Origin of the sequence: Streptococcus sanguinis (assembly GCF_013343115.1) — a bacterium.
GTDB lineage: Bacteria > Bacillota > Bacilli > Lactobacillales > Streptococcaceae > Streptococcus > Streptococcus sanguinis_H.
On sequence record NZ_CP054570.1, the window covers coordinates 161,961 to 188,873 of the forward strand.

A 26,913-nucleotide genomic window follows, 5' to 3' on the forward strand; every position below is an offset into this window, starting at 1 on the left:
GATGGGTTGTTTTGTTGTATAATGGCAAGTCGGAACAGAAAGAATCCCCGATTCTTAAACGATATTTTTCAGAAAAATCTGTCCCCAGACAGTTCCTGTTTTTAGGTCTTGCTGGGGGCTTTTTTTCCTGCTAAAATAAACACATGACACGTTATAAAGCTATTATATCCTATGATGGTTATGGCTTTGCTGGCTTTCAGCGACAGCCCCATGCCAGAAGTGTTCAGGAAGAGATTGAAAAGACCCTGACCCGTATCAATAAAGGCCAGCCTGTGGTGATTCATGGAGCGGGCCGGACCGACAGCGGTGTCCATGCTCTGGGCCAGGTGCTGCATTTTGATTTACCAGAAGAGCGGGATGAAGAGAAATTGCGTTTCGCCTTGGATACCCAGACGCCGGAAGATATTGATTTTATCAGTGTGGAGCAGGTGTCGGACGATTTTCATTCTCGCTACAATAAGCACAGCAAAACCTATGAATTTTTGGTGGACATCGGCCGGCCTAAAAATCCTATGATGCGCCATTATGCCACGCATTATCCATATCCTTTGGAGCTGGGTCTGATAGAAGAAGCGATTGCTCAGCTGGAGGGGACGCATGATTTTACAGGCTTTACAGCTTCTGGGACCAGTGTGGAAGACAAGGTTCGGACCATCACCGAGGCTAAGGTTCGCTATGATGCAGAGCGGAATTTTCTAGTCTTTACTTTTTTGGGCAATGGTTTTCTCTACAAGCAAATCCGCAATATGGTCGGTACCTTGCTCAAGATTGGCAACAAGCGCATGCCGGTGGAGCAAGTTCAGAGGATTTTAGCGGAGAAAGATCGCCATCTGGCAGGACCAACAGCTGGTCCAAACGGCCTCTATCTAAAGGAGATTCGTTATGAAGAATAAGTTGATTTTAGCCCTTTCGGGCAATGATATTTTCAGCGGCGGCGGACTGCACGCTGATTTGGCTACCTATACAGTCAACGGTTTGCATGGTTTCGTAGCTGTGACTTGCCTGACGGCGATGACTACCAAGGGATTTGAGGTCATTCCAATTGAGGAAGAGATTTTTTCCCAGCAGTTAGCTAGTCTCAAGGATGTTCCTTTTTCTGCTATTAAGATAGGACTTTTACCCAATCTGGAAATAGCAGAGCAGGCATTGGCTTTTGTCAAGCAGCATGCGGATATACCAGTAGTTCTGGATCCTGTTCTGGTCTGCAAGGAAAATCATGACTTGGAAGTCAGTGCACTTAGAGAAGAAATCATCAAGTTTTTCCCTTATGTCAGCATCATCACGCCAAATCTGGCAGAAGCTCAGCTATTGACCCAAAAAGAAATCAAAACTCTGGAGGATATGCGGGCTGTAGCCAAGGAGCTCTATGATTTGGGAGCTAAGCATGTGGTGATTAAGGGCGGCAATCGCTTAAGCAAGGAGCGAGCGGTGGATGTTTACTATGACGGACGCGATTTTGAGGTCATGGAATCGCCAGTGCTGGCGAGCAACAATACCGGAGCGGGTTGCACATTTGCTTCCAGCATTGCCAGTCAGCTGCTTCTAGGCAAGTCTCCGCTTGCAGCAGTTCAAATTTCTAAAGATTTTGTTTACCGAGCGATTCAGCGCTCAGATCAATATGGGGTAGTTCAGTATGAGAAATCATCAAGTTAAAAAATTAGTTATCTTAGCTTTCATCACAGCACTGTCTGTGGTTTTGGGAAATTTTTTAAAAATCCCAACTCCGACAGGCTTTTTGACGCTGCTGGATGCAGGGATTTATTTTACAGCTTTCTACTTTGGCCGCAAGGAAGCGGCTATTGTCGGAGGCCTTTCAGGCTTTTTGATTGATATGATTGCCGGCTATCCCCAATGGATGATTTTCAGTCTTATTTGCCACGGACTTCAAGGGTTTTTTGCTGGCTTTGAGGGCAAGAGTCGCTATCTTGGTCTGGTCTTGGCTGCAGTAGCTATGGTCGGTGGCTATGCCCTCTTTGGTAGTATTATGAATGGTGTCGGGGCTGCCCTAGCCGAAATCTCAAGTAATTTTATGCAGAATGCATTTGGTTTAGCAGTTGGATTTGCTCTTTACAAAGCTTTCCCGGAGAGTTTGAAAAAGGCAGTCGCAGTGAAATAAACGAGGTGAGACATGGACTTAGCTAAGATTGGAGCAGACACTCGTCAGATTGTTCTAGATGTTTTGGACAAGGCTGCCTTGGTTGAGGGAGATATTTTTGTTTTGGGTTTATCCTCTAGTGAGGTTGTCGGAGGCCATATCGGTCAGAATTCTAGTCTGGAAGTCGGACAGGTCATTGTCAAAACCATACTGGATATCTTAGAAGAGAAGGGGATCTTTCTAGCAGTTCAGGGATGTGAGCATCTCAATCGCGCCCTCGTAGTCGAAAGAGCCTTGGCGAACAAGAAGGATTTGGGAATTGTTAATGTTCTGCCTACTCTTCATGCTGGAGGCAGCGGTCAGCTAGCGGCTTTTCAATACATGAAGGATCCTGTTGAGATAGAGTTCATTGTCGCTCAGGCAGGGCTGGATATTGGCGATACTGCTATCGGTATGCATGTCAAGCATGTGCAGATTCCTATTCGACCGATTCTCAAGGAATTGGGAGCTGCCCATGTCACAGCTTTAGCCAGTCGTCCCAAGCTAATTGGCGGCGCCAGATCGGCCTATACAGAGGATAAGATTAGGAAGGGATAAAAGGAAAAATAATTTTGAAAAAAACTCTAATTATGCTATAATGGGTTGTATTCAATAAATTTTAAGGAGAAATGACAGAATGTCTGTATCATTTGAAAACAAAGAAACAAATCGCGGTCTTTTGACTTTTAGCATCAGTCAAGAGAAAATCAAGCCAGCCTTGGACCGTGTATTTAAGTCAGTAAAAAAAGATATTGCTGTACCAGGTTTCCGTAAAGGCCGCCTTCCACGTGCTATCTTCAACCAACGTTTTGGTGAAGAAGCCCTCTACCAAGATGCTTTGAACGCTCTTCTTCCAGAAGCATACGAAGCGGCTGTCAAAGAGGCAGGTATCGAAGTAGTTGCTCAGCCTCAGTTTGATGTTGAGTCTATGGAAAAAGGTCAAGACTGGGTCATCAAAGCTGAAGTAGTCACTAAGCCAGAAGTTAAGCTGGGTGCTTACAAAGACTTGGAAGTAACTGTTGAAGCTACTAAAGAAGTGACTGACGCTGAAGTAGATGAGCGCATTGAGCGTGAGCGTAACAACTTGGCTGAGTTGGTTCTCAAAGAAGGTCCAGCAGCTGACGGTGATACAGTTGTGATTGACTTTGTTGGATCTGTTGACGGTGTTGAATTTGACGGCGGCAAGGGTGACAACTTCTCGCTTGGCTTGGGCAGCGGCCAATTCATCCCAGGATTTGAAGGGCAGTTGGTTGGCCACAGTGCGGGTGAAACAGTGGATGTTGTCGTAACCTTCCCAGAAGACTACCAAGCAGAAGACTTGGCAGGCAAGGAAGCTAAGTTTGTAACAACTATTCACGAAGTTAAAGAAAAAGAAGTTCCAGCATTGGACGATGAACTTGCAAAAGATATCGACGAAGAAGTGGAAACTCTTGACGAGCTGAAAGAAAAGTACCGCAAAGAACTGTCAGAAGCTAAGGAAACAGCTTATAAGGATGCGATAGAAGCAGCAGCTATTGATCAAGCAGTAGCAAATGCTGAAATCGTTGACTTGCCAGCAGAAATGGTCCACGAAGAAGTACACCGCGCTGTTAATGAATTCTTGGGCAATATGCAGCGCCAAGGAATCTCACCTGACATGTACTTCCAAATCACTGGTACTACTCAGGAAGACCTACACAAGCAATACGAAGCAGATGCTGAGTCACGCACTAAGACAAACCTTGTCGTAGAAGCTGTTGCTAAGGCAGAAGGTTTTGAAGCTAGCGCAGAAGAAATCGAAGCAGAAGTAACTTCATTGGCTACAGACTACAACATGGAAGTGGAACGTGTTCGCCAATTGCTTTCAGAAGATATGCTGAAACACGACATTGCTATCAAGAAAGCTGTTGAAGTGATTACAAGCACTGCGAAAGTGAAATAAAGATGAAAGAGGCAAGATATGATTCTTGCCTCCTTTTTTTAGAAAACAAGAGGCAAATCTGCTATAATAATAGTATATAGTTGAAAGGAAAGCTGGCTCTGTCGCTAGTCCATAGAACTCGTGAAGGAGGTCGAGCATGAAAAGCAGTAAAAAATCTTATCTGAAGCTAAGCTTGCTTCTTATCTTTTTTATTTTCTATTGGCTAATAGTCAATCTTTTATTTCATAATACAGGGCTTTTTTGGCTCCTTTTATTAGCTGGCATTGCCATGACCGTAATTGCTAAGAACTACCGCAAACTTTCAAAAAGGGACTGGATAACAGCTATTATTCTGGGATTTTTAGCGGTCTTCTCGAATCCTATTTTTGCTGCTTTGACTGTCCTGACTTATCTGGCTAGCAGTCTTTTATTGAAGGAAAAGGAAAAATTCAGCACTCTTTTAAAACTTGATAGTCCGAAACAAGCAGCTCTTGCTTTGATTTTGGGACTTCTTGTGGGATTTGTGCTGGGGTTTTTAAATCTCGCTTCGGCCCACAAGCCTATCAGTCTACCAGGCTCTTTTCCTATTCAGGCTGTCCTAGATGCTCTCCGCGCAGGTGTATTTGAAGAAGTGGCTTTTAGACTATTTTTCTTTGCTATTATCTTTTATCTGACTAAAAAAGATACTTTTTCAAAAATGGAGAATATGCTAGTTTATGGTATTCTGACCTTGCCTCATACTCTGATTCACTTTAGTTTGGAAAAATTTGATATAGGAAGCGTCGTTATTCTTAGTCTTGTTTTCGGCTTGCCTTTTGCTTTTTTGCTTCGGAAACAGGGGCTCTACAGCGCCATAATAGCCCATGCTGTAGTTGATTTGCTTAGATTCGTTTTTTTAGGAATTTGAAAAATTTTAACTTAAAATATAAATGGTAACCCTTTGACTATTTTTGGAAATTAGCGTAAAATAGTAAGGAAAGACAAAAAAGGAGAAAAGCCTTGGAATTAGAAGTATTTGCTGGACAGGAAAAAAGTGAGCTTTCTATGATTGAAGTGGCGCGTGCCATTTTGGAAGCCCGCGGCCGCGATCATGAGATGTATTTTAATGATCTGGTCAATGAAATTCAAAACTACCTGGAAAAATCAAACAGTGAGATTCGCGATGCTCTGCCTTTATTCTACACAGAACTCAATGTAGACGGCAGCTTTATTCCGCTGGGGGATAATAAATGGGGTCTGCGTTCATGGTATGCCATCGACGAAGTGGATGAAGAAATCATCGCCTTGGAAGAGACTGATGAGGATGACGCACCTAAGAAACGCAAGAAGAAACGCGTCAATGCCTTTATGGATGGCGACGAGGATGCCATTGACTACAGCGATGACGATCCAGAAGATGAGGACGGCTACGAAGCAGATCCAGCTCTCTCATACGATGAGGAAAATCCAGACGATGAGAAGAATGAAGTGGAAGCTTATGATGCAGAAATCAACGAAATCGCTCCAGATGATCTAGGTGAAGAAGTCGAACTCAACGAAGAAGATGACGACTACTCTGACGAAGACTCGGAGACCGAAGAGGAAGAATAAATCAACCAAAAGAAGCAAGGGATGAAAACCCTTGTTTCTTTTAATATTCCTTGAAATATAAGTTCGGAAGGTGTAGAATACTAATAAAATTTAATAAAGAATAGATGGAGGAAGACTGCTATGAAATTTGTCATTGATAAGAGTCTAGGTGAACTAGGCATAAAAAGTGTTGCTATCGGGATTGCCAAGAATGTTAATCCGCATGCAGAACTGTCTCCCTCGTTTCTAAAAAAGAAAAAGGAAATGGAAGACTGGGCTCTGGCCTGTGACTTGGATGAGGTGCTTGAGTCGCCAGTAGTTCAAGGTTATATAGACATACTCCAGCGCGTAGGTCGCAGTGTCAAGAAAAATCCTCCGACGGTTCCTGCTCTGATTCGCAATATCCAGCACCGAGGCTCGCTCCCTCATATTAATAGCATTATTGATATTTATAATGTCGAAGCCCTGCATTCTCTACTGGCTATTGGAGGGCATGATTTTGATAAGATTGATGGTCAGATAGAATTCACTGTAAGCCAAAAGGAAGATGTTTTTCTGCCTATTTTGTCCAAGGAGAAGCATGTTGCCAAGACGGACTATGTCTATCGGGATGCCAAAGGCATTTTGGCTTGGTTGGATGTACGTGACAGCGAGTATTATAAGTTTGATGAGGAGACCAAGGATGCCATTTTCATCATTCAGGGGAATGCCAATACCTCTGTCGAAATGCGTCTGGCAGCCTTGGAGCGAATCCGACACGATTTAGCAGAGTGCATGCCTGATTTAGAATTTGAAACACATGTCATCAGTATTGAGGAAAATTAACTGGAATAGGCTTTCCAATTTTGATTCTCACTGACTATCAGCTTCCTGTTTTCAGGGAGCTTTTTTGAGTGCTTTTCGATTTCTTTTGTCAGAGTCGTGGTTGAAAAAATGAGAAAGGTGGGAATTGATTATAGTTTGCTTTTCTGAAAATAGGAGACATTACTCAATAAAAAATGGTATAATAAACAAAGAAAAAGGAGCGTGCGATGACAGAAACACTATTAGAAGCTAAATCAATCAGCAAAAAATATGAGGATGAGTATGTCCTGCAGAATACGGATCTAAAAATTGATCAGAGGCAGTTTGTAGCAATTTTGGGTCACAGTGGCTCAGGAAAGTCAACGATGCTTAATATCCTATCTTCTCTACTGAAACCAAGTTCAGGACAGGTCTTATATAAAGGAAAGGAGATAGGTCAGCTAAGCAAATCAGCAGTGGCCAAGTTTAGGAGAGAAGACATTGGTTTGGTCTTTCAGCACTATATGCTAATTCCTAATCTAACAGTTGAGGAGAATATTCAGTTGGGCAGCAAGTATGCCGCTGAGGCAGCAGACTTAGAAGAGTTGGCTTCACTACTGGGAATTGAGAAGCTTTTGAACAAATATCCTCATCAGCTGTCGGGCGGTGAGCAGCAGAGAGTCTGCCTTGCCAGAGCTGTTATAAAGAAACCAACTATTTTGTTTTGTGATGAGGCGACAGGCGCTCTGGACAGCGAAAATAGTAAGAACATTATTGTTTTATTGCATGCTATCAAGCAAACCTACGGAACCAGTATCCTTTTTACGACACATAATCGAGAAATTGCTAGAACAGCTGACCGAATACTGCTCTTGGAAGATGGCCGTATTGTTAGGGACGACATGAATATGGAGAAGCTGTCGCCGAATCAAATGAGTTGGGAGATTTAATATGGATTTGCTATTTAAATATCTATCCAGAGACTTTTTTGCTAAGAGGACCATGGTGTCCATTCTATCTCTGATTTTAATCTTCATTTCCTTTATGTTCTTCTTCGTTCATTTTGCCATTGATGCTAATTTACTTCGTTTAGGTGGAGAGCAATTATCAGGTAATGAGTCAGATTATCTTACAGCATTGAAAAGCAATCAGGTCTTGATTCGAAACATTACTGTCGCCATGGTAGCCATTTTCTCCCTCATTTTATCCTTATTCATCAGAGGGACGCTTCAAAGAAATCGAGTACAGCTAGCCCAGCTGATGTCCCTCGGCTTTTCTTTCTCCAGTGTGCTGGCAAGCTATGCCCTATTAATCTGCGGTTTATCCTTAATCAGTTCCTTGATTGGCTTAGTCTTGGGCTTCTGGGGATCCGATATCCTCCTTTCTGCTAATAGCCAGACCTATCTCGTTCAAGGGTTGAGTAAAGGACTTTCTCTGCAGTCGGTTATGACGGGAACCCTCTTCCTAAGTCTTTTCTTAGGAGCTCTTACTTATCTGGCAGGACTGACAGTGAGAAAGACAGACCTTGCTCTAATGATGAAACAGACAGACGGGAAAAGCATCCGTCCTGGTTTGATAGAGAAGCTGATTCAAAAGCTGCCGATGAAGCATAAATTCAAATTTAAGCTGACTTTAAATCATTTTAGCACCTTGGGGCTCTTGTTGATTGCTATCGTTACGTTTAGCATCATGTTCGTCTTAAGCCTGTCTCTTACTTTTAGCTCCTCTAAAATCCTTGAATCTCAGAAGGAAGGCCGGAACTATTCTTATGATATCAGCTATGATAACTATCGAAAGGAGGAGGCTGGGTCAGCTTCAGATTCTGTAACCTATCTGAGATACGATGTTGAGCTAATGATAAAAGGCGAAGCTATAGCTTATCATGCCCTTGCATTTACCAACCAAAATGACTTGTTTCAGCTGATTGACAGTAAGGGAGAAATTCTAGATCCCACACAAGGTGTCTTTGTAAATCCTGAATTGCGAGAGAATTATGGTCTTAAAGTTGGGGATACTCTAGAGCTAAGAGTAAAGGGAAAGCAACATCAGATAAAGATAGCTGGATTTGCGGAGAATGCTGATTTAAAGACAATATATATTCCCAAAGACCAAGCATCCGCCATGGTAGATGAGACTAATGATATTTTTAATGGTAGATTGACCAATAAGCCTCAAGAAAAAGGTGAAGGAAAAGTTCGCTCCCTAGAGGAAAAATTATCAGCTGTTCAAAGAAGTCAAACTTCTAACAAAGCAAGTGCTATTATCAACCAAAGTATCGGTGTCATAACGGGATGTTTATTGATTTACCTAGCAGTGTTTATCGGTTTGAATGGTAATATGAAGACTCTATTGATGTTTGATTTACTAGGATATGAGGAGAGAGAGGTTTATCGTATCCTGCTTAACCCCTACATTGTGATCAGCAATCTACTTTTCTTGCTCACTCTGCCTGTGGCCATCTATGCTGCAAGGAATATCCAGATTATGACTTCTCTTCAGACAGGGGATTATATGCCATTCCAGCTCAACTGGATTACCTTTGTTTATATGTTTGTCATCTTGAATGCCCTGTACTTTATTATTAGATTTTTATTTATTCAAAAGGTTAAAAAAATCAGGGATGATAATCGGCAGGCAGAATTCTTATCAGAATGGTGAGAAGTAGTATGAAGATTTTTAAGGTAAGGAGTCGGAAGTCTTGAAAGAAATCCGTCACGATTTAGCAGAGTGCATGCCTGATGTAGAATTCGAAACACATGTCATCAGTATTAGTGAAAATGGATGAAAACCGAATGAAATCATTTGACAATTTTTTAGGTTTGCGATATCATACTGTTCGGGCACCTCTTTTAGAGGTCAGAGCTTCCTGTTTCCAGGGAGCTATTTTTCTTTTTCGGACAGATTATGGAAAATCCTCCTATGGCTAAGTTTCCAGCAACTGTGATGCTTGCTGGAACGAATTGTTTTATGAAAAGGAGCACGTATGTCAACTAAATATATTTTTGTCACCGGTGGTGTAGTTTCTTCTATCGGGAAAGGAATTGTGGCAGCTAGCTTGGGCCGCCTTTTGAAGAATCGAGGTCTCAAAGTTACGATTCAGAAATTTGACCCTTATATCAATATTGATCCCGGAACCATGAGCCCTTACCAGCATGGGGAGGTGTTTGTGACAGATGATGGAGCCGAGACGGATCTGGATCTGGGGCACTATGAGCGTTTTATTGACATCAATCTCAATAAATACTCCAATGTCACCACTGGTAAGATCTATAGCGAAGTCCTGCGCAAGGAGCGTAAAGGTGAGTATCTGGGAGCGACGGTCCAAGTCATTCCGCATATTACGGATGCTCTCAAGGACAAGATCAAGCGGGCTGCACGGACGACGGACTCGGATGTGATTATCACCGAGGTCGGAGGTACAGTGGGCGACATCGAGTCTCTTCCTTTCTTAGAAGCTTTGCGTCAGATGAAGGCGGATGTCGGAGCAGACAATGTCATGTATATCCATACGACCCTCCTGCCCTATCTCAAGGCAGCTGGCGAAATGAAGACCAAGCCGACTCAGCATTCTGTCAAAGAGCTGCGAGGTCTGGGGATTCAGCCTAATATGCTGGTCATCCGCACAGAGAAGCCAGCTGGACAAAATATCAAAAACAAACTAGCTCAATTCTGTGATGTGGCGCCGGAGGCGGTCATTGAGTCGCTAGATGTGGAGCATCTTTACCAAATTCCTCTCAATTTGCAGGCGCAAAAGATGGACCAAATCGTCTGTGACCATCTGAAGCTGGATGTGCCAGCAGCGGATATGACAGAGTGGTCAGCCATGGTAGAGAAAGTGATGAACCTGAAAAAGCAGGTCCATATTGCTCTGGTCGGCAAGTATGTCGAGTTGCCAGATGCCTATATTTCAGTTGTTGAAGCGCTCAAGCATGCCGGCTATGCCAATGATGCGGAAGTTAAGATTGACTGGATTGATGCGAATCAGATAACAGCCGAAAACGCCGTAGAGCTTCTTGGAAATGCGGATGGGATTATCGTTCCGGGCGGCTTTGGTCAGAGAGGAACTGAGGGGAAAATTCAGGCAATCCGATATGCGCGTGAGCAGGATGTGCCTATGTTGGGAATTTGCTTGGGCATGCAGTTAACCTGTGTCGAATTCGCCCGTCATGTCCTAGGATTGGCAGATGCCAACTCAGCGGAGCTTAATCCAGACACACCATATCCAATCATTGACCTCATGCGTGATCAGATTGATGTAGAAGACTTGGGTGGAACGCTGAGATTGGGGCTCTATCCTTCTAAGCTTAAGAGTGGCTCTAAGGCAGCAGCGGCTTACGACTATCAAGAAGTCGTGCAGCGCCGTCACCGTCATCGCTATGAGTTTAACAATGATTTTCGCGAGCAGTTTGAGTCAGCCGGATTTACATTTTCAGGAGTTTCACCAGACAATCGCTTGGTCGAAATAGTGGAAATCCCAGAAAACAAATTCTTCGTTGCTTGTCAGTATCACCCAGAGCTTTCCAGCCGCCCGAACCGACCTGAAGGTCTTTATACAGCCTTTGTCACGGCAGCGGTAGAAAAGAGCTCGGAGAGATAGACCTGCTTTTTCTAGGATAAGCGATTTTTCTAGAGAAATGTTATAATGAAAGCAAAAGGAGGGAAGAAGATGTTTCTAAACATTTTAGCTAGTATTCGTACTAATAATTTTCAAGATGAGCATTGTGTAGAAAAAATCCAAGCTCTCTGGCAGGAACAAGAGGGAGCTGTGAAAGAAGCTTTTGCCCAAGGGGAACCGGTTTATGCTGTCTATCATGACTATGCTAGTGATTACAAAGGAGACTATAGTCTCTCTATCTGCCGTTTGACAGATGGGGAAGTCTATGATTTTGACACATCCGAGCAGACCTATCAAGTATTTGAGGCTGATAAGGAGGATCCTCAAGCGATTCTTCATGCTTGGCAGAGGATTTGGCAGGCAGAAGAAACAGGTGAGCTTCATCGAGATTATACTATTGACTTTGAAAAATACGATCCCGACCAAACGGTGGCTGTCTTTATTGCGACTCAGCAGCACTGAGTTTTCTGTGTTCCTGCCTTAGCTTCATTTTCGCTTAGATTTCCCAATTTTACTGATTGAGTAGAAAGTTGATTTTTTGAAATAAACTAAAAAATTTTCTTGACAAGCCTTAGCTGTCCTGTTATACTAGTAAGGTACTCAATCGCGGGGATGGCGGAATTGGCAGACGCGCAGGACTAAGGATCCTGTGACCGCTTTAGGTCGTGAGGGTTCAAGTCCCTCTCTCCGCATCAAGTAAGCTGACTTCGGTCAGCTTTTTCTTTTTGCGATAGAGACGCTTAAAAAGGCTGAGTGTCTCCCTGCAATTCTTTAAAATTTCAGGAAAAACTAGCAATTTTAGTGAAAAAGTGATAAAATAAACAATGTAAGTGGTTTAACCACAAAAAATAAGAGGAGGCCTGATAAGAATGGCAATCGTTTCAGCAGAAAAATTTGTCCAAGCAGCTCGTGACAATGGTTACGCAGTTGGTGGATTCAACACAAACAACCTTGAGTGGACTCAAGCTATCCTGCGTGCGGCAGAAGCAAAGAAAGCACCAGTGCTTATCCAAACTTCAATGGGTGCTGCTAAATACATGGGTGGCTACAAAGTTGCTCGTAACTTGATCGCTAACCTTGTAGAATCAATGGGCATCACTGTACCAGTTGCGATTCACTTGGACCATGGTCACTACGAAGATGCACTTGAGTGTATTGAAGTTGGTTACACTTCTATCATGTTTGATGGTTCACACCTTCCAGTAGAAGAAAACCTTAAATTGGCTAAAGACGTTGTTGAAAAAGCACACGCTAAAGGTATCTCAGTAGAAGCTGAAGTTGGTACTATCGGTGGTGAAGAAGACGGTATCATCGGTAAAGGTGAATTGGCTCCAATCGAAGACGCTAAAGCAATGGTTGAAACCGGAATCGACTTCTTGGCAGCTGGTATCGGTAACATCCACGGTCCATACCCGGCAAACTGGGAAGGTCTTGACCTTGACCACTTGAAGAAATTGACAGAAGCTCTTCCAGGCTTCCCAATCGTATTGCACGGTGGTTCAGGTATTCCTGATGACCAAATCCAAGCAGCTATCAAACTTGGTGTTGCGAAAGTTAACGTTAACACTGAATGCCAAATCGCATTCGCTAACGCAACTCGTAAATTTGCTCGCGACTACGAAGCAAACGAAGCAGAATACGACAAGAAGAAACTCTTCGACCCACGTAAATTCTTGGCTGACGGTGTAAAAGCTATCCAAGCATCAGTTGAAGAACGTATCGACGTATTCGGTTCAGAAGGTAAAGCTTAATAAGCTTGTAAATGCTTGATATAACAGGGTTTATCCGATTTGGATAAACCTTTTTTCTTTGCTTATCACCTAATATAATGAGTAATGGGGATACCATATTTTGTTTTCTCAGTAGAAAATAATGTCTGTATTATATTAGCATACTATTATAGAAATATTGTATACAAGTCTTTTTAGACGCTATATTAAATAAATGTTAGTTACAATAAAAAACAGATTTACGAAAAGAAATGCCTAGATTTGCTTATTGTAATTTAATTCAGTATAATTATAGAAATCTCGGTAAAGGGTTAATTAAATAACAAATGCAATATTATATGTTCATAAAACAGTTCTTAAACTGGGGAATCATTTTGGGTGTCATACCTATTTTAAGTAAAACTTTTTTGTACTTTCCGAAAGATAATAATGCAAGCTCAGTATCGGATAAGAGCAATACTTGGGAGATTTGGCTAAAGAATATTATTTGGTCCTTGGCTATCGTAATTTTTGTATTAATAATTTTTTGGCAGGTAATTATAAAAAATTATTTTTTAGTCTCCTGTTTAAGTTTGTTATATTGGTTAGAACGGATAAATGATAATATTCATTCCTCTGTAAAGCTTAAGGAAATTTTAAAAAGCCCTAGTGGTAATGTACTTTCTCTTTCAGAATGGCAATCAATAGTATCGATAGTTGTCTTTATTTCGTATACAGAGTTGCACAGGATTCCAGAATTTTTGATAAAACAAATTGACGCTATCCCTAATAGTAATATATCTGGCATTCTTTTACTAATCTTTCTATTTTTCATTTCAATAATATATTTATTGTTTACTGGGATTTTAATTTTCGAATTTGGACGAGTCTTTTTAAAAATCTTTACTAAAGTGGTGCGATACTCTTTGGGGGATAAATCCAAAACTATATTTAATTGGATTAAGTATTTATATGATAACTCTAAATCAAAAGCATTTTTTTCAATCAGTTTTATAGAAAAAAATAAAAATAGTAAATATGGTTTATTCTTTTTCGTACCCTTATTAATCTCTTTGGATGTTATAATATTACTTACTTACTTTTTTTATAGAATTATTATTAGTATACTTTTTTATATTACAATGATAGTGTATAAATTTGTAATTTTAAGTGGAAAAATTATATCAGTCATATCTAACTGGTCTGATAGAAAAGTTACTGTATTTTTCTTTCGATTGTCTTTCGTTTTCTCAATAATGTTTTTGGTTACTTTCAATAGAATTTATCCAATTGCTAAAATGAATATAGAAAGTACAGCAGTTTTAGAATTCTTATCAGGTTCGATATTAATACCTATTCTATTATCATGGATATTGGAACTCAAGAATAAACCATTAAATGAGAAAAAAAGCAAGGAAATTTTTCTTAGTGATAGAAAGAAAATCAGTAAAAGGAAATATAAATAATAAATATAGTGTTAGATTAATTCAAAAAGTATCGAATTTCCTTCTTTCAATTAAGCGTAGTCAATCTTTTTGGCATAATAAGGTGGAGGAAGATTGCTAGCCTAGCTGTCATAGTTTTTTTTGAGTTTGGGTGTGAGAAGATTACAGAACTTGTCATTAAAGGACAATTGAAGAACGTAAGTTTAGAAGAAATGATTAAGAGAGTTAATCAACTATGTTCAGAAGGTAAAGCTTAATCTAGCTGAAGACTACAAAACAGAAACCTGCCCATTGGGTGGGTTTTTTGGTGTGTGATAAAATATGATAATTATTTTTGAATTTCCTATGTTCGTTTGGAAGTAAAAGTGGTAGTATAGTGAGGAGATGAGATTCTATTTTCCTGAGTTAGGTAGGGAAATGGTTTGTAATATGAATTAATGATAGGATGTTGAGAAACGTATGGCAATGATAGAAGTAGAGAATCTTCAGAAAAATTTTGTGAAGACAGTTAAGGAACCAGGATTGAAGGGGGCTTTGCGCTCCTTTATTCATCCCGAAAAGCAGACCTTTGAAGCGGTCAAGAATTTAACCTTTGAGGTTCCCAAGGGGCAGATCTTAGGCTTTATCGGTGCCAATGGTGCTGGGAAGTCAACAACCATTAAAATGCTGACAGGGATTTTGAAGCCGACATCTGGTTTTTGTCGAATTAACGGCAAGATTCCGCAGGACAATCGCCAAGACTATGTCAAGGATATTGGAGTAGTCTTTGGGCAACGCACCCAGCTGTGGTGGGATTTGGCTCTGCAAGAGACTTACACGGTCTTGAAAGAGATATACGATGTGCCGGACTCGCTCTTTCACAAGCGCATGGACTTTTTGAATGAGGTTTTGGATTTGAAGGACTTTATCAAAGACCCCGTGCGCACTCTTTCACTGGGGCAACGGATGCGGGCGGATATTGCGGCTTCCTTGCTCCACAATCCTAAAGTTCTCTTTTTAGATGAGCCGACCATTGGTTTGGACGTTTCGGTCAAGGACAACATTCGTCGCGCCATCACCCAGATCAATCAGGAGGAAGAAACAACCATTCTCTTGACCACTCACGACCTGAGTGATATTGAGCAACTCTGTGATCGGATTTTCATGATTGACAAGGGGCAGGAGATTTTTGATGGAACGGTTAGCCAGCTTAAGGAAACCTTTGGCAAGATGAAGACTCTTTCTTTTGAACTGGTACCAGGTCAAAGTCATCTCCTTTCTCACTATGAAGGCTTGCCTGATATGACTATTGATAGACAAGGGAATAGCCTTAACATTGAATTCGATAGTTCCCGCTACCAGACGGCAGATATTATCAAGCAAACCTTGTCTGATTTTGAAATCCGTGATTTGAAGATGGTGGATACGGATATTGAGGATATTATCCGTCGCTTCTACCGAAAGGAGCTCTAAGATGGTCAAATTGTGGAGACGTTATAAACCCTTTATCAATGCAGGGATTCAGGAGTTGATTACCTATCGAGTCAACTTTATTCTCTATCGGATTGGCGATGTCATGGGGGCTTTTGTTGCTTTTTATCTTTGGAAGGCAGTCTTCGATTCGTCGCAAGAGTCTTTGATTCAGGGCTTCAGTATGGCGGATATCACCCTCTACATCATCATGAGTTTTGTGACTAATCTTTTGACTAGGTCTGATTCTTCCTTTATGATTGGAGAGGAGGTCAAGGACGGATCCATTATCATGCGCTTGCTGAGACCGGTGCATTTTGCGGCCTCATATCTCTTCACCGAGCTTGGTTCAAAATGGTTGATTTTTGTCAGTGTAGGACTTCCATTTTTAAGTGTCATTATCTTGATTAAAATCCTTTCTGGGCAAGGCATTTTAGAAGTTTTAGGACTAACCTTGATTTATCTCTTTAGCTTAACGCTAGCCTATCTGATCAACTTTTTCTTTAATATCTGCTTTGGATTTTCAGCTTTTGTGTTTAAAAATCTATGGGGCTCTAATCTGCTCAAGAATTCTCTGATTTCCTTTATGTCGGGAAGTTTGATTCCCTTGGCTTTCTTTCCCAAGGTAGTTTCAGATGTTCTGTCCTTCTTGCCTTTTTCATCCTTGATTTACACTCCGGTTATGATTATGGTTGGAAAATACGATGCCAGTCAGATTCTTCAGGCTCTTTTCCTGCAGTTGTTTTGGCTTTTAGTGATGGTGGGCTTGTCTCAGTTGATTTGGAAAAAAGTCCAGTCATTTATCACCATTCAAGGAGGTTAGTATGAAAAAATATCAGCGCATGCATCTGATTTTTATCAGACAATACATCAAGCAAATCATGGAATACAAGGTCGATTTTGTGGTTGGTGTTTTAGGTGTCTTCTTGACCCAAGGCTTGAACCTCTTGTTTCTCAACGTGCTCTTCCAACACATCCCTTCCTTGGAAGGCTGGACCTTTCAGGAGATTGCCTTTATCTATGGTTTTTCCTTGATTCCCAAGGGACTGGACCATCTCTTTTTTGACAATCTCTGGGCACTGGGACAACGCTTGGTGCGAAAGGGAGAGTTTGACAAATACCTGACTCGTCCTATCAACCCTCTCTTTCACATCCTAGTCGAGACCTTTCAGATTGATGCCTTGGGCGAACTCTTGGTAGGTGGAATTTTATTAGCGACAACAGTAACTAGCATTGCTTGGACTCTTCCCAAATTCCTGATTTTTCTGATCTGTATTCCTTTTACGACCTTGATTTATACTTCCTTAAAAATAGCGACAGCTAGTATTGCTTTTTGGACCAAGCAATCAGGAGCTATGATCTACATTTTCTATATGTTCAATGATTTTGCCAAGTATCCGATTTCGATTTACCATTCGCTTATCCGTTGGTTGATTAGTTTTATCGTGCCTTTCGCCTTTACGGCCTACTATCCCGCTAGTTATTTCTTGCAGGAAAAGAATGGACTCTTTAACATTGGTGGTTTGATTCTGACTTCTCTTATCTTCTTTGTCATTTCTTTGAAACTATGGGACAGAGGCTTAGACGCCTACGAGAGTGCGGGTTCGTAAGATAGAACATATGTTTAGTCCTAAAGCTTAAATCAAGAAAGGATTTTCAGATGATAGTAATTGAAGAAGTGAAGGAAGAAAAACAAAAGATGATAGTGGTTAGCGAAGTTTTGAAGGATCTACCAGAATGGTTTGGAATACCTGAAAGTACACGAGCTTACATTGAAGGAGCCAAGGATTTGCAAGTTTGGGCTGCCTATCAGGAGAGTGATTTGGCTGGCTTTGTAAGCTTATCATACTCTAGTGAAGATTGTGCTGAGATTGACTGCCTAGCTGTTAAAAAATTCTATCATAGAGCGGGAATTGGCAGTCAACTTCTAGAAGTTTTAGAAAAATCTGCTCGTCAAAAAGCATCCTATCTGCAAGTAAAAACGGTAGCACCAGGTCATTATCCTACTTACGACAGGACTAACGCTTTTTATCAGGCTCAGGGCTTTAAAAAGTTAGAAATCTTTCCTGAACTTTGGGATAAAAGCAACCCTTGTTTGATTTGGGTTAAAAAATTGTGAAATTTTCCCTTGACAAAAAAGCTCAAGATGCTAAAATAAAGGGGAAAAGGCGCCGATTTAGCTCAGTTGGTAGAGCAACGCACTCGTAACGCGTAGGTCACAGGTTCGATCCCTGCAATCGGCATCTTAATTTGGAAGCTTAAAGGCTTCTTTTTTTCTTTGTTCTTACTATATTTTTTTAATTGTATAGGACAGGTATGTTTTCTATCATCTCTTATAAACCACTTACTGGTCAAATTTAACCACTTACTGAAAAGGTCTTGTTTCTCGGGAGTTTCTTGTTATAATAAATATAAGCAGATGGAAAGGAGAGCGTATGAACATTCGGATTGAATTAGATCAGAGTTTGGATGAAACAGAAATGGTGATAAAAGTTTCGCGGCTGGATGAGCGGATTCAGCGGATCCAAGAAGCTCTGGAAGAAACGGCGACTCCGTCCATTCTTTTCTATAAGGAAAGCAGTGAGTACTTTCTTGATTTAGCGGACATTCTCTTTTTCGAGACGGACGGCAGCAAGATTTTTGCCCATGCCCGCAATGATGCTTATGAGGTCAAGCTAAAACTCTACGAGTTAGAAGAGATTCTGCCCCGCTATTTCTGTCGGATTTCTAAGTCCACCATTGCCAATATCAAGGCAATCTATGCTTTGGACAAGTCCTTTTCAGGAACGAGCACCGTCCAGTTTTACAATACCCATAAACAGGTGCATGTGTCTAGGCATTATTATCAGTTAGTAAAAGAAAAGTTAAGTGAAGTGAGGTAATTATCATGAAAAAAACAATTTTTGGAATCGGCTTTCTAGTCTTGGCAGCTTGGGTTCTGCTGCAGGGGAATTTTGGGATTCCTGCCTTCAATTTTAATATTTGGCCCATGCTAGTAGTTGCAATGTTCGCCTATTTCGCTTTGGAAAATTTCTTAGAAAGAGACTTTGGTACTGGGCTTATCATGGCAGTTATTGCGCTGATTATTGCCAATGCCGTTTACCACTTTTTAGCTATTTCAACAGGAACCTTGGTTTTGGGTGGTATTCTGGCTTGTATTGGTCTCAATATGATTTTCAAGCCCCAGCGCATTTTTAAGGGGCGTATCTTCTCGGCTGCCTCTTCTTCCTCAAAAGATGATATTGCTTTTGGCAGTGGCACGCGCTATATCAACTCAGATAACTTCACCTATGAAAAGTTAGACTGTGCTTTTGGCAGTGCATCGGTTTATTTTGATAATGCGACTATCGAAGGAGACTCAGCAACTTTTGAAGTGGATCTGTCTTTTGGCAGTGTGATGCTTTATGTGCCCAGTGACTGGCGTGTAGAGCTGGATGTAGATAATGCCTTTGGCTCTGTCTACAATCCTCGTAATGTCAATGAAAAGAGAAAAACTCTCTATGTCAAAGGCAACGTAGCTTTCGGTTCTTTGAAGATTAGCTATGTTTAGGAAAACGGATTAATTTCGAAAGTTTGGACAAATGTACTTGTCAAACGTCAAGTTTTTTGGTAATATAGGAAGGTATGTGGTGCTAGCACATCCGTAATATTAGATCTAATAGGAGGAAACACGATAATGGCTAAAGTATGTTACTTTACTGGTCGTAAGACTGTATCAGGAAACAACCGCTCTCACGCGATGAACCAAACAAAACGCGCTGTTAAACCAAATCTTCAAAAAGTTACTGTTTTGATTGACGGTAAACCTAAAAAAGTTTGGGCTTCAGCTCGTGCCCTTAAATCAGGTAAAGTTGAACGCGTTTAATCTTTATTTAAAAAGGATGGAATTTTCCGTCCTTTTTTTGCTTTGAAATTTCCGCCTAGACAGTTGATTTAGACCCTTCCTCTTTTACACCCTGTATAAAATATGGTAGAATAAACTATAAAATACTTTTGAGGTACAAATTATGACTGTGAAAATTAATACAAAAGATGGTCAAATTGAGCTGACTGATGATGTGATTGCGACAATCGTCGGCGGTGCAGCGACTGAAATTTTTGGTGTAGTTGGCATGGCCAGCAAAAACGCAATCAAGGATAATTTTCAAGCCCTTTTAGGAAAAGAAAACTATGCTAAGGGTGTGGTTGTGAAAGCGACTGATGAAGGTGATATCGCAGTTGATGTCTACACTGTGTTAAGCTATGGAGTCAAAATCAGCGAAGTTTCCAAAAACATCCAAGAGCGTGTTAAATTCAGTTTGGAAAACAAGCTCGGAATTACTGCCCATGCAGTGAATGTTTATATCCAAAATATTAAAGTCGTAGGAGAATAATCGTGGCAAATATTACTACTAGTTTATTCCAAGAAATGGTGCAAGCAGCATCTACTCGCTTAAATAAACAGGCTGAATATGTGAACTCTTTGAATGTCTTCCCAGTTCCAGACGGAGATACAGGGACCAACATGGGTATGACCATTGAAAATGGTGCTAAGGAAGTGGCGGACAAGTCTGCTTCAACAGTTGGCGAAGCAGCAGGTATCTTTGCGAAGGGCCTTTTGATGGGTGCGCGTGGTAACTCAGGCGTTATCACTTCCCAGCTTTTCCGCGGTTTTTCTCAAAGTGTGAAAGAGCATGAAGAGCTGACTGGTGAAGATCTAGCTCTGGCCTTTCAGTCTGGTGTAGAAGTGGCTTACAAGGCAGTTATGAAGCCGGTTGAGGGAACGATTTTGACTGTTTCCCGCGGTGCGGCTATCGGAGCCAAGAAGAAAGCTGAAGTCACTAATGATGCTGTAGAAGTTATGAAAGCAGCTCTTGAAGGAGCTAAGGCTGCTCTGGCTAAGACACCGGATATGCTGCCGGTTCTGAAAGAAGTCGGTGTTGTGGACTCTGGTGGTCAAGGGTTGGTCTTTATCTACGAAGGCTTCTTGTCTGCTCTTACAGGTGAGTACATCGCTTCTGAGGACTTTGTGGCGACACCTGCGACCATGTCTGAGATGATCAATGCTGAGCATCATAAGTCTGTAGCTGGCCATGTGGCAACGGAGGACATCACTTACGGCTACTGTACAGAAATCATGGTGGCTCTTAAGACAGGACCAACCTATGTAAAAGACTTTGATTATGATGAATTCCGCAACTACCTCAACGATTTGGGAGATTCCTTGTTGGTAGTCAACGATGATGAAATCGTCAAAGTCCATGTCCATACTGAAGATCCAGGATTGGTTATGCAGGAAGGTCTCAAGTATGGTAGTCTGGTCAAGGTCAAGGTTGACAATATGCGCAACCAGCACGAAGCGCAGGTTGAAAAGGAAGAGCGCTCAGCTAAGCCGGCTCAAGAAAAAGAGTTTGCGATTATCGCTGTAGTGGCTGGTGATGGTCTGGCTGAAATCTTTAAGGCTCAGGGAGTTGACTACATCATCTCTGGCGGGCAAACTATGAACCCATCAACAGAAGATTTTATCAAGGCTGTGGAGCAAGTCAATGCTCGTAATATTATTATCTTGCCAAATAATAAAAACATCTTCATGGCAGCCCAATCAGCAGCCGAAGTGATTGAACAGCCAGCAGCTGTTATTGAGACTCGCACAATCCCTCAAGGTTTGACCAGTCTACTAGCTTTTGATGGCAGCAAGACTATTGAAGAAAACCAAGTGCGTATGACTGCAGCCTTGGCAGAAGTAGCCAGCGGCAGCGTTACGACTGCGGTTCGCGATACGACGATTGATGGCTTGGAAATTCATGAGAATGACAACCTCGGTATGGTGGATGGCAAGATTGTTGTTTCTAATCCAGACATGCTGACAGCTTTGAAAGAAACGTTCAGTAAGATGCTCAATGAAGACAGCGAGATTGTCTCTATCTATATCGGTGAGGACGGCAGTGAAGAGCTGGCTAGCAGTCTTGCTCAAGATTTGATGGAACAATTCGAGGATGTAGAAGTAGAAATTCATCAGGGCAGTCAGCCGGTTTATCCATATATTTTTAGTGTTGAATAGCATAAAAAGGCAATCGAAAGGTTGCCTTTTGTCATTTTATAGAAAATACTTAGACAAGAAACTGGTATTATGTTATACTGTAACAAATAAAAAGTAAAAAAGGTGAACTATGAAAAAATTTTTCATTCTTGTTATTTCTGCTTCGGTACTCTTGACGGGCTGCGTGTTTCCTAACTTCAGCAAGCATCGTCCTAGACATTCTTCTGAATCAGCAGCTTCTTCTAGGCGGACTAAAACTAGCTCTAACTCCAGCGAGTCATCCAGTTCTTCTTCCGAAAGTACAGAGATTGTCTCTAAAACCTTGGTTGGAGACATTGAAGAAATTCATCATCGTGATACAATTACCTATCAGGGCAAGAAAATCCTGAATCTTCGTATGGAATTGCTCACTTCCTTGCCAGAAGAAGCTAGTGCGGCATCAGCTACTTTGACTCCAGAGGAGATGACGACTATCATTCGTGAAGGAATGCAGTCTGATTCAAACTATGTAGCAGCTAAGAGCTTGGAGGGTGTCAATATTGATTATTCAGTTACAGCAGAGAAGAAATTGCAGACCTTGATTGAAATTGATTTGCAAAAGGTCAATGTCGAAGAGGTGGAAAAGAACAGTTTCTTCCAAGGCTTTGGACTAAAGGACATTAAGGATATTACACCTGAGATGTTCATTCTGAGTCTGAAGCTCAATGGTCTCAAAGAAGAGGTGCAGAGCTAAAGTTTAAAAGCGTTGGTCGCCTCATCTTACAGATTGAGTAGCTAGTTTATTGAAAAATTTTTTAGATTAGGCTGCTTTAATTCCAGCTTCTATCTAAATTGCAACAGACATACAACTAGTCGGCTCCTCTCAACGAGGGGGACCGGCTTTTTTGTGTCTTCATGCAGAAGGGATACAATCAGGTTATTCCAATATTTGCTAGCTTTGTGTTCTAAAAGCAGAATAGTGACATTTGTCATGTCAGCTGGTGACAAAATCAACTAGTAGGAAAAATTTCTTTGCCTTATAATATAGTTAACAACATGATAAAAGGTTGCTGTAAGAATTAAAAAAGCATTTGGTCTTTATTATTCTTCCGAAAAATAAAGGAAAGATGCACATGCGGTTATCAAATCAAAGGAGGAGCGAAATGGAACTGATTGAAGTAAAGAAGCTTTCAAAAAGCATTCATGGTAAGGAGATTTTAAAGGATATTTCGTTTGAAATCTCCCAAGGTGATTGTGTGGCCTTGATTGGTCCCAACGGAGCAGGTAAAACGACTCTCATGGATTGTTTGCTGGGCGATAAGTTTCTGACAGCAGGTGAAGCAAGGATTCAGGGACTAAAGCCAACTGATAATCATCTCAAGCAGTCGGTAGCGATTTTACCACAGGAAAATACAGTGGTGGAGGATTTGAAGGTCAAGGAACTCTTGGCGTTCTTCCAAGCTATTTATCCAAATAGTCTGTCCAATCAAGAAATTGATGACTTGCTGCAATTTACAGATAAGCAAAAGAATCAGTTGGCCAGTAAGCTGTCTGGTGGACAAAAACGTCTCTTCTCTTTTGTTCTGAGTCTGATTGGCCGTCCTAAGATTCTGTTCTTGGACGAACCGACTTCAGCTATGGACACTTCCACTCGTCAGCATTTCTGGGAAATTGTTAATCAGCTCAAGCAGCAGGGAGTGACCATCGTTTATTCCTCTCACTATATCGAAGAAGTCGAGCATACGGCAGATCGGATTTTGGTGCTGCACAAGGGCGAGTTGATTCGGGACACGACGCCTTATGCCATGCGCAGTGAGGAGCAGGAAAAACACTTTACCTTGCCGCTGACTTATCAGTCTGTGCTGGAAAAGCTGGATAATGTGACTGATATAGAAATCAAGCAAAAGGCTTTATCTTTTGCTACTAGAGAAGCTGGTCAAGTCTGGCAGGTTCTTCAGGAAAACGGCTGTACAATCGAAGAGATTGAAGTACGTAACCGTACCCTCTTGGATAGTATTTTTGAAACGACACAAGAATAGGAGAGTAATCATGAAAAATATGGCAAGTCTTATGAAGATTGAGTTGATTTTAATGAAGCGGCAGGCTGCTTATTATCTCTTGTCTATTGGTCTGCCCAGCGTCTTTTACCTGATTTTCTCAGGAATGATGTCTGGAAGTGATACGTCTGAACTTGTGCTTCGAGGCTACCTCTTCTCTATGACTCTTTTTAGTATCATGTCTAGTGCTTTCTTTAGCATTCCAAGCACTTTACAGTCTGATAAAAATAATAACTGGCAAAAAATGATTCAGCACTCGCCGATTTCTATGGTAAAATATTATATATCAAAACTTTGCAGTACTTTGTTGACTTTTATGCTTTCCATAATCGTAGTCTTCTCGATTGGACATTTTGTTCGCGGGGTTAATCTGCCAATGGTGGACTGGCTTCTTATTGCCTTAATCCTTCTGGTAGGAAGTGTGGTCTTTATTGCCATGGGTGTATTGGTCAGTCTCTTGCCAAGTGCTCAGCTCATGTCTGTAGTGGGCAATATCGTCTATATGGCACTGGCTGTTCTGGGCGGTCTATGGTTCCCTCTGACCATGTTCCCAAAATGGCTCCAGCCAATCGGTAAGTTGACGCCAAGTTATCAACTGATGCAGGTTGTGTCTTCTTATCTAGAACACCATCAGTTCAATGGCAAGGCAGCTTTGATTGTTCTGATTTATACGGTTTTGGTCAGCATTCTTGTGCTGCAGCTCAAAAAGCGAATTGAGGTAAAATAAAAGCATGTGGGAAAAACTTAAACAAGTCCACTATATGTTTCATATTGCGCTGGTCTTTATCATCTTTCCAGTGGCGGGAGTAATCAGCGGGGAATACCCGCTTTTCCTCTTGCTTGGGACAGCTATTTTTGTTGCGGCTTACTATGCGGTTTTGCTAAGTAACCATCGCCTTATTCAGTTTTTTTCTTGGTGGTTCTTGGTTGTTTACATATACTATGGTTCTGTCTGGCTAAATACAGGTTTTACCTGGTATATTTTTTATCTATCTAATCTGCTGATTTATGAGCTGGATGATGTCTCGTTTAAATCCTGGCGTTTTTGGACCTTTATTGATTTGCAGCCTGCTATTGTGCTGACTAATTATTTGATGGGTAATGTTGGTCCAGCAGAACTACTCTTCTTTATTGTCACTTTTCTCTTTTCGGATGGTTTGACTTTTGGTCTCCATCGAATTCAAACGACCGAGCGAATCAAGGAAGAAAAGACCAAACAAAATGCCCAGCTGAATCTCTTTCTAGCAGAAAATGAGCGCAATCGGATTGGCCGAGACTTACATGATAGTCTAGGGCATACCTTTGCTATGCTCAGTGTTAAAGCGGAGCTGGCTCAGCAGTTTTTGCAGATGGAAGCCTATGACAAGGCAGCAAAAGAACTGCAGGAAGTGCAAGAGATCAGCAAGAAGTCCATGGCTGATGTTCGGCGAATTATTAACGATCTAAAGAATCGGACGTTGGACGAGGAACTAGTGACTATTCGAGCCATGCTGGAGATGAGCGGTGTTCAGGTCGAGATAGATAACCAGCTCAATGTTGCCAGTATCCCACCGAGTCAGCAGTCAACGATTAGTATGATCTTACTAGAGGCAGCGACCAATATCATCAAGCATGCCAAGGCTAAAAAGAGTAATTTCTCTTTGGTGAAGAAAGATGAAAGGCTTATTTTAGACATTCAGGATGATGGTTGTGGTTTTCAAAAGCTGACTGGTCGGGAGTTGCATAGTATTCGAGAGCGACTGTCTGCCTTGTCAGGAAGGCTTGAGATTCTTAGCAGCCAAGATCCAACATGGATTCGAATTGAATTGCCATACGGAGGGAAGGAAGCATGAAACTTTTGTTAGCAGAAGATCAAAGTATGCTGAGAGATGCCTTAGCTCAGCTCTTGCAGCTGCAGCCAGATGTCGAAGAAGTCTATCAGGCCGCAGATGGGCAGAAGGCTATTGACTGTCTTAGCTCAGAAACTGTTGATGTAGCTATTTTGGACGTGGAAATGCCCCACCAAACCGGCCTAGACGTTCTCGAATGGGTCAAGGCCAATCGACCCAACATCAAGGTCATCATCGTCACAACCTTCAAGCGACCGGGCTACTTTGAGCGAGCTGTTAAGGCGGATGTAGATGCTTATGTGCTCAAAGAGCGCAGCATTGCGGATTTGATGAAAACCATCCAAACCGTTCTAGATGGGCAAAAGGAATATTCGCCGGAATTGATGGAGGTGCTAATGACCAGCAGGAACCCTCTCTCTCAGCAGGAGAGGCTAGTCCTGCAAGCTGCGGCGACTGGCCTGTCCAATAAAGAAATTGCTGAAAAACTCTACCTGTCAAATGGAACGGTTCGTAACTATATGTCTGCTATTTTGACCAAGCTAAATGCTGAAAATCGAACAGAAGCCGTCCGAATCGGCCAAGAGAAAGGCTGGTTATAGCTGTCAGGAGCTTGAGAGGAATCAGATATATTGGCATATCAAGAAAAAACATTATTTCTTTTCCTTTAATCTCCAATCTTGTGGAGGCGAGCTATCGACCATTCAGAGATAATGAACTAAAAAAATTGAAAAAAAGAAACAGGTTTTCTATACCATAGTTAGGTAGAAGACCTGTTTCTTTTGTATAATCCAAGAATGAATTATCATTCTTGTTATAGTTTTTGCTTGTCTTAGGGAAGCAGCCTTAGTCAGTCTTACGATTGACAGAAAAGTAGAGATAAATTAGTCCGATCAAGCCGATAGGTATGGAAAAAAGCCAGATGATAAAGAAGCGAATGATTTTCCAAATGATCATGATAAGAACAGGAATGAGAAAAATGTTGTCCCCTATAATCAAATCAACGATGCTTTCATAGACAAACATGGCAAAAGGATAAAAGAGTGTGAAACTCAGATAAAGAAGCCAGACAGGAAGAGGTGTGCTGAAACCTTTTAGCATAACAAATAGTAGCCCAAAGAAAGCAAAGCTGAAAATGTAGTGACGAATCAGCCAAGAACGGTCAAGACTTCTGAAAATATTAAGAAATTTCTCCATTGTTGACCTCCATTGATAAATTAATAGCATTATTATACCACTAAAGAAAAAGGAAGTCCATAGAAAATAAAAGCAATATTGTAAGAAGGTTGTTTTCCTGTTTACAGAGAAAAGGCAAACCCTGATATGGAAGCAGCATGCTCTTATTCGGTTTCTTTGGAAAATTTTCCCTTTTCATATGATAAATCGCTAAAAAATGTAGAAAAACATTCTGCATGACTTGCAATTTTT

29 protein-coding genes, 2 tRNA genes and 1 pseudogene are annotated in these 26,913 nt (G+C 41.3%); 31 read left to right on the forward strand and 1 reads right to left on the reverse strand.

All coding sequences use genetic code 11. The features are described from left to right. Window positions 1–143 precede the first annotated feature (143 nt). From truA to FOC72_RS00930, 31 genes and pseudogenes are all read left to right on the forward strand, one after another. Window positions 144–893, forward strand: coding sequence for a tRNA pseudouridine(38-40) synthase TruA (gene truA / locus FOC72_RS00785; RefSeq protein ID WP_002893706.1), 750 nt, complete (start codon window positions 144–146; stop codon window positions 891–893). Next, the gene (locus FOC72_RS00790; protein ID WP_002893705.1) at window positions 883–1,653 is read left to right on the forward strand and encodes a bifunctional hydroxymethylpyrimidine kinase/phosphomethylpyrimidine kinase; all 771 of its coding nucleotides are present in this window, start codon (window positions 883–885) and stop codon (window positions 1,651–1,653) included. The genes truA and FOC72_RS00790 overlap by 11 nt, the downstream gene beginning before the upstream one ends. Then, window positions 1,634–2,116, forward strand: a complete 483-nt coding sequence (locus tag FOC72_RS00795) for an ECF transporter S component (protein ID WP_002893704.1) — start codon at window positions 1,634–1,636, stop codon at window positions 2,114–2,116. The genes FOC72_RS00790 and FOC72_RS00795 overlap by 20 nt, the downstream gene beginning before the upstream one ends. Before the next feature lie 12 nt (window positions 2,117–2,128). After that, window positions 2,129–2,692 (forward strand): TIGR01440 family protein, encoded by a 564-nt coding sequence (locus tag FOC72_RS00800; protein ID WP_002893703.1) that lies wholly within the window; start codon window positions 2,129–2,131, stop codon window positions 2,690–2,692. Between the two features lie 79 nt (window positions 2,693–2,771). Then, window positions 2,772–4,055 carry a trigger factor gene (tig, locus tag FOC72_RS00805; RefSeq protein WP_002893702.1) on the forward strand — a complete coding sequence of 428 codons (1,284 nt, stop codon included), beginning with the start codon at window positions 2,772–2,774 and terminating at the stop codon, window positions 4,053–4,055. Between the two features lie 136 nt (window positions 4,056–4,191). Then, on the forward strand, window positions 4,192–4,941 hold the full coding sequence (locus tag FOC72_RS00810; RefSeq protein WP_002893701.1) for a CPBP family glutamic-type intramembrane protease: 750 nt from the start codon (window positions 4,192–4,194) through the stop codon (window positions 4,939–4,941). A 92-nt stretch (window positions 4,942–5,033) separates the two neighbouring features. Continuing rightward, window positions 5,034–5,624, forward strand: coding sequence for a DNA-directed RNA polymerase subunit delta (rpoE, locus tag FOC72_RS00815; protein ID WP_002893700.1), 591 nt, complete (start codon window positions 5,034–5,036; stop codon window positions 5,622–5,624). A 120-nt stretch (window positions 5,625–5,744) separates the two neighbouring features. After that, on the forward strand, window positions 5,745–6,428 hold the full coding sequence (locus FOC72_RS00820; RefSeq protein WP_002893698.1) for a B3/B4 domain-containing protein: 684 nt from the start codon (window positions 5,745–5,747) through the stop codon (window positions 6,426–6,428). A 206-nt stretch (window positions 6,429–6,634) separates the two neighbouring features. After that, window positions 6,635–7,336, forward strand: coding sequence for an ABC transporter ATP-binding protein (locus tag FOC72_RS00825; RefSeq protein WP_002893697.1), 702 nt, complete (start codon window positions 6,635–6,637; stop codon window positions 7,334–7,336). Window position 7,337: 1 nt separating this feature from the next. After that, window positions 7,338–9,044 (forward strand): FtsX-like permease family protein, encoded by a 1,707-nt coding sequence (locus FOC72_RS00830; protein WP_002893696.1) that lies wholly within the window; start codon window positions 7,338–7,340, stop codon window positions 9,042–9,044. Window positions 9,045–9,078: 34 nt separating this feature from the next. Further along, window positions 9,079–9,171, forward strand: a pseudogene (locus tag FOC72_RS11700) (B3/B4 domain-containing protein); the annotation flags it as partial. Window positions 9,172–9,369: 198 nt separating this feature from the next. After that, window positions 9,370–10,983, forward strand: coding sequence for a CTP synthase (gene pyrG / locus FOC72_RS00835; protein WP_002893694.1), 1,614 nt, complete (start codon window positions 9,370–9,372; stop codon window positions 10,981–10,983). 69 nt (window positions 10,984–11,052) lie between these two features. Continuing rightward, window positions 11,053–11,463, forward strand: a complete 411-nt coding sequence (locus tag FOC72_RS00840; protein ID WP_032913974.1) for a GyrI-like domain-containing protein — start codon at window positions 11,053–11,055, stop codon at window positions 11,461–11,463. A gap of 144 nt (window positions 11,464–11,607) precedes the next feature. After that, window positions 11,608–11,693: transfer RNA gene (locus tag FOC72_RS00845), tRNA-Leu, on the forward strand. 177 nt (window positions 11,694–11,870) lie between these two features. Further along, window positions 11,871–12,752 (forward strand): class II fructose-bisphosphate aldolase, encoded by an 882-nt coding sequence (locus tag FOC72_RS00850; RefSeq protein WP_002893690.1) that lies wholly within the window; start codon window positions 11,871–11,873, stop codon window positions 12,750–12,752. Between the two features lie 353 nt (window positions 12,753–13,105). Beyond that, window positions 13,106–14,176, forward strand: coding sequence for a hypothetical protein (locus FOC72_RS00855; RefSeq protein ID WP_157760428.1), 1,071 nt, complete (start codon window positions 13,106–13,108; stop codon window positions 14,174–14,176). 438 nt (window positions 14,177–14,614) lie between these two features. After that, on the forward strand, window positions 14,615–15,607 hold the full coding sequence (locus FOC72_RS00860) for an ABC transporter ATP-binding protein (protein ID WP_002893686.1): 993 nt from the start codon (window positions 14,615–14,617) through the stop codon (window positions 15,605–15,607). A gap of 1 nt (window position 15,608) precedes the next feature. Next, the gene (locus tag FOC72_RS00865; protein ID WP_002893684.1) at window positions 15,609–16,427 is read left to right on the forward strand and encodes an ABC transporter permease; all 819 of its coding nucleotides are present in this window, start codon (window positions 15,609–15,611) and stop codon (window positions 16,425–16,427) included. A 1-nt stretch (window position 16,428) separates the two neighbouring features. Beyond that, window positions 16,429–17,214 carry an ABC transporter permease gene (locus FOC72_RS00870; RefSeq protein WP_002893682.1) on the forward strand — a complete coding sequence of 262 codons (786 nt, stop codon included), beginning with the start codon at window positions 16,429–16,431 and terminating at the stop codon, window positions 17,212–17,214. Between the two features lie 50 nt (window positions 17,215–17,264). After that, complete coding sequence (locus FOC72_RS00875; protein ID WP_002893679.1) at window positions 17,265–17,723, forward strand: GNAT family N-acetyltransferase; 459 nt, start codon at window positions 17,265–17,267, stop codon at window positions 17,721–17,723. 51 nt (window positions 17,724–17,774) lie between these two features. Then, window positions 17,775–17,847, forward strand: a tRNA-Thr gene (locus FOC72_RS00880). A 192-nt stretch (window positions 17,848–18,039) separates the two neighbouring features. Continuing rightward, complete coding sequence (locus FOC72_RS00885) at window positions 18,040–18,486, forward strand: LytTR family DNA-binding domain-containing protein (protein WP_002893678.1); 447 nt, start codon at window positions 18,040–18,042, stop codon at window positions 18,484–18,486. A gap of 5 nt (window positions 18,487–18,491) precedes the next feature. Further along, the gene (locus tag FOC72_RS00890; protein ID WP_002893677.1) at window positions 18,492–19,154 is read left to right on the forward strand and encodes a LiaF transmembrane domain-containing protein; all 663 of its coding nucleotides are present in this window, start codon (window positions 18,492–18,494) and stop codon (window positions 19,152–19,154) included. A gap of 126 nt (window positions 19,155–19,280) precedes the next feature. Then, window positions 19,281–19,469 carry a 50S ribosomal protein L28 gene (gene rpmB, locus FOC72_RS00895; RefSeq protein WP_001140948.1) on the forward strand — a complete coding sequence of 63 codons (189 nt, stop codon included), beginning with the start codon at window positions 19,281–19,283 and terminating at the stop codon, window positions 19,467–19,469. Window positions 19,470–19,611: 142 nt separating this feature from the next. Beyond that, window positions 19,612–19,977, forward strand: coding sequence for an Asp23/Gls24 family envelope stress response protein (locus FOC72_RS00900; protein ID WP_002893676.1), 366 nt, complete (start codon window positions 19,612–19,614; stop codon window positions 19,975–19,977). Window positions 19,978–19,979: 2 nt separating this feature from the next. Continuing rightward, window positions 19,980–21,644 (forward strand): DAK2 domain-containing protein, encoded by a 1,665-nt coding sequence (locus FOC72_RS00905; RefSeq protein ID WP_002893675.1) that lies wholly within the window; start codon window positions 19,980–19,982, stop codon window positions 21,642–21,644. Between the two features lie 109 nt (window positions 21,645–21,753). After that, complete coding sequence (locus tag FOC72_RS00910; RefSeq protein ID WP_002893674.1) at window positions 21,754–22,356, forward strand: SP0191 family lipoprotein; 603 nt, start codon at window positions 21,754–21,756, stop codon at window positions 22,354–22,356. 409 nt (window positions 22,357–22,765) lie between these two features. Further along, window positions 22,766–23,641 (forward strand): ABC transporter ATP-binding protein, encoded by an 876-nt coding sequence (locus FOC72_RS00915; protein WP_009660034.1) that lies wholly within the window; start codon window positions 22,766–22,768, stop codon window positions 23,639–23,641. 10 nt (window positions 23,642–23,651) lie between these two features. After that, window positions 23,652–24,386, forward strand: coding sequence for an ABC transporter permease (locus tag FOC72_RS00920; protein ID WP_002893671.1), 735 nt, complete (start codon window positions 23,652–23,654; stop codon window positions 24,384–24,386). 4 nt (window positions 24,387–24,390) lie between these two features. After that, window positions 24,391–25,491 (forward strand): sensor histidine kinase, encoded by a 1,101-nt coding sequence (locus FOC72_RS00925; protein WP_002893669.1) that lies wholly within the window; start codon window positions 24,391–24,393, stop codon window positions 25,489–25,491. After that, complete coding sequence (locus FOC72_RS00930; protein ID WP_002893668.1) at window positions 25,488–26,087, forward strand: response regulator transcription factor; 600 nt, start codon at window positions 25,488–25,490, stop codon at window positions 26,085–26,087. The genes FOC72_RS00925 and FOC72_RS00930 overlap by 4 nt, the downstream gene beginning before the upstream one ends. A 244-nt stretch (window positions 26,088–26,331) precedes the next feature. Here the strand turns inward: FOC72_RS00930 and FOC72_RS00935 are convergent, their stop codons facing one another. Further along, a complete protein-coding gene (locus tag FOC72_RS00935; RefSeq protein WP_002893665.1) occupies window positions 26,332–26,682 on the reverse strand; it encodes a hypothetical protein in 351 nt (116 codons plus the stop codon). Between the last annotated feature and the right edge of the window lie 231 nt (window positions 26,683–26,913).

What these genes read in the sequence shown, in the direction of transcription:
- FOC72_RS00900 (WP_002893676.1), top strand. Translation starts at nt 19,612, where the DNA reads ATGACTGTGAAAATTAATACAAAAGATGGTCAAATTGAGCTGACTGAT.
- FOC72_RS00860 (WP_002893686.1), top strand. Translation starts at nt 14,615, where the DNA reads ATGGCAATGATAGAAGTAGAGAATCTTCAGAAAAATTTTGTGAAGACA.
- tig (WP_002893702.1), top strand. Translation starts at nt 2,772, where the DNA reads ATGTCTGTATCATTTGAAAACAAAGAAACAAATCGCGGTCTTTTGACT.
- pyrG (WP_002893694.1), top strand. Translation starts at nt 9,370, where the DNA reads ATGTCAACTAAATATATTTTTGTCACCGGTGGTGTAGTTTCTTCTATC.
- FOC72_RS00870 (WP_002893682.1), top strand. Translation starts at nt 16,429, where the DNA reads ATGAAAAAATATCAGCGCATGCATCTGATTTTTATCAGACAATACATC.
- FOC72_RS00875 (WP_002893679.1), top strand. Translation starts at nt 17,265, where the DNA reads ATGATAGTAATTGAAGAAGTGAAGGAAGAAAAACAAAAGATGATAGTG.
- FOC72_RS00935 (WP_002893665.1), bottom strand. Translation starts at nt 26,682, where the DNA reads ATGGAGAAATTTCTTAATATTTTCAGAAGTCTTGACCGTTCTTGGCTG.
- FOC72_RS00820 (WP_002893698.1), top strand. Translation starts at nt 5,745, where the DNA reads ATGAAATTTGTCATTGATAAGAGTCTAGGTGAACTAGGCATAAAAAGT.
- FOC72_RS00795 (WP_002893704.1), top strand. Translation starts at nt 1,634, where the DNA reads ATGAGAAATCATCAAGTTAAAAAATTAGTTATCTTAGCTTTCATCACA.
- FOC72_RS00850 (WP_002893690.1), top strand. Translation starts at nt 11,871, where the DNA reads ATGGCAATCGTTTCAGCAGAAAAATTTGTCCAAGCAGCTCGTGACAAT.
- FOC72_RS00925 (WP_002893669.1), top strand. Translation starts at nt 24,391, where the DNA reads ATGTGGGAAAAACTTAAACAAGTCCACTATATGTTTCATATTGCGCTG.
- FOC72_RS00910 (WP_002893674.1), top strand. Translation starts at nt 21,754, where the DNA reads ATGAAAAAATTTTTCATTCTTGTTATTTCTGCTTCGGTACTCTTGACG.
- FOC72_RS00920 (WP_002893671.1), top strand. Translation starts at nt 23,652, where the DNA reads ATGAAAAATATGGCAAGTCTTATGAAGATTGAGTTGATTTTAATGAAG.
- FOC72_RS00800 (WP_002893703.1), top strand. Translation starts at nt 2,129, where the DNA reads ATGGACTTAGCTAAGATTGGAGCAGACACTCGTCAGATTGTTCTAGAT.
- FOC72_RS00790 (WP_002893705.1), top strand. Translation starts at nt 883, where the DNA reads ATGAAGAATAAGTTGATTTTAGCCCTTTCGGGCAATGATATTTTCAGC.
- FOC72_RS00885 (WP_002893678.1), top strand. Translation starts at nt 18,040, where the DNA reads ATGAACATTCGGATTGAATTAGATCAGAGTTTGGATGAAACAGAAATG.
- FOC72_RS00840 (WP_032913974.1), top strand. Translation starts at nt 11,053, where the DNA reads ATGTTTCTAAACATTTTAGCTAGTATTCGTACTAATAATTTTCAAGAT.
- FOC72_RS00825 (WP_002893697.1), top strand. Translation starts at nt 6,635, where the DNA reads ATGACAGAAACACTATTAGAAGCTAAATCAATCAGCAAAAAATATGAG.
- FOC72_RS00890 (WP_002893677.1), top strand. Translation starts at nt 18,492, where the DNA reads ATGAAAAAAACAATTTTTGGAATCGGCTTTCTAGTCTTGGCAGCTTGG.
- FOC72_RS00810 (WP_002893701.1), top strand. Translation starts at nt 4,192, where the DNA reads ATGAAAAGCAGTAAAAAATCTTATCTGAAGCTAAGCTTGCTTCTTATC.
- FOC72_RS00865 (WP_002893684.1), top strand. Translation starts at nt 15,609, where the DNA reads ATGGTCAAATTGTGGAGACGTTATAAACCCTTTATCAATGCAGGGATT.
- truA (WP_002893706.1), top strand. Translation starts at nt 144, where the DNA reads ATGACACGTTATAAAGCTATTATATCCTATGATGGTTATGGCTTTGCT.
- rpmB (WP_001140948.1), top strand. Translation starts at nt 19,281, where the DNA reads ATGGCTAAAGTATGTTACTTTACTGGTCGTAAGACTGTATCAGGAAAC.
- FOC72_RS00830 (WP_002893696.1), top strand. Translation starts at nt 7,338, where the DNA reads ATGGATTTGCTATTTAAATATCTATCCAGAGACTTTTTTGCTAAGAGG.
- FOC72_RS00915 (WP_009660034.1), top strand. Translation starts at nt 22,766, where the DNA reads ATGGAACTGATTGAAGTAAAGAAGCTTTCAAAAAGCATTCATGGTAAG.
- FOC72_RS00930 (WP_002893668.1), top strand. Translation starts at nt 25,488, where the DNA reads ATGAAACTTTTGTTAGCAGAAGATCAAAGTATGCTGAGAGATGCCTTA.